The organism is Sphingobacterium shayense (assembly GCF_013179575.1).
GTDB lineage: Bacteria > Bacteroidota > Bacteroidia > Sphingobacteriales > Sphingobacteriaceae > Sphingobacterium > Sphingobacterium shayense.
The window spans coordinates 1-1,232 of sequence record NZ_JABMCQ010000329.1; the positions used below are offsets into that span (position 1 = coordinate 1).

At 36.3% G+C, this 1,232-nt stretch carries 2 protein-coding genes; one reads left to right on the forward strand and one right to left on the reverse strand.

Annotated features, from left to right (window positions below; all coding sequences use genetic code 11):
• The first annotated feature begins 462 nt into the window (after positions 1-462).
• Entirely contained in the window at positions 463-933 is a 471-nt protein-coding gene (locus HP439_RS19145; RefSeq protein ID WP_172391919.1) for a hypothetical protein, read from the forward strand.
• Here HP439_RS19145 and HP439_RS19150 read toward each other — a convergent pair.
• Positions 930-1,232: helicase-related protein (locus tag HP439_RS19150; RefSeq protein ID WP_172391920.1), on the reverse strand; the 303-nt coding region annotated here is incomplete at its 5' end. The genes HP439_RS19145 and HP439_RS19150 overlap by 4 nt on opposite strands.

A 1,232-nucleotide genomic window follows, 5' to 3' on the forward strand; every position in this document is an offset into this window, starting at 1 on the left:
GGGAGACTTTAGTACGAAAATGCTCCAAACAAATAGAATCGTCGATTCTCTATTTTTTATAAAAATCACGATTAAAGATGGATTGATAATTAAATACAGACTATTGGAAGATACTCTCGAGGTCGCAAAATCATTATCGATTTGAGCAATTACGATTCTGTGTTTTGATGGCGACTAAATCTTCTTTTTTGCGTATTGGTTGATCATGTTATATTGAGCTAGTGTATATCGTTGATTTGAAACGAAACATTATGACGATGTCAATTCAAGATTTTGATACAATCCAAATTGTTAAAAAAAACTGTTGAAGAAAGAGGACAAGGAATGACTCACACGTGTTCAAAACGCAACAGAAAGTAGGAATAGATTCGAAGGATGGGAAAGACCTTGGGTCATGAATTATTAGTAAATTTAGCGATTTTATTTCATGACAAATTAATTGTAAATATTAAAAATTGACTTATGAAAAATTTAAGTATACTTTTTCTATCGCTGGTGTTTGCGGCGTGTAATAATGCTGGAACTGACAACAAATCAAATGTTGACACAATCTCTAATTCTCTGAATTCAAAATCTTACGATTCTGAGAATATCATTGGGTCATATGCGTATGAGCATAACGGAGATACTATTGCAATGCACCTGAATTTACAAGGGGACAGTGTGATGGGACAGCTGATTTACGCTTTAAAGGAAAAAGATATTAATTCCGGGAATTTTAAAGGGGTCATTGTCGATAGCGTGCTAATAGCGACGTACGAATTTGAATCGGAAGGACAACTATCAAAAAGAGAAGTAGCTTTTAAGCTGGATGGGAAATCAGCGGTCGAAGGATATGGTGAGGTGATACAGGAAGGAGACGGATTTAAGTTTAAGGACCGAGATAAGCTGAAATTCGGCGATGGAGTTGTCCTTGTAAGGCTAGCTGATTAGGTTAATAGATTAAGCCACGTTTTTCTATCAAGATTCTGTAAAAATGAGGTTTCAGATTTTATTAGATCAGTCGCTAGCTGTTTTTTCTTACCTTGAAGAAACATAATCTTTTCTTCAACAGTATCGGGGCAAATAAAACGGATGGCGACTACTTTTTTAACTTGTCCTAATCGGTGTGCCCGATCGATAGCTTGATTTTCTGTGGCTGGATTCCACCAGGGGTCCATAAGAAATACATAATCGGCGGCAGTTAAGTTTAAGCCTGTTCCCCCGGCCTTTAAACTGATAAGAAATATTCG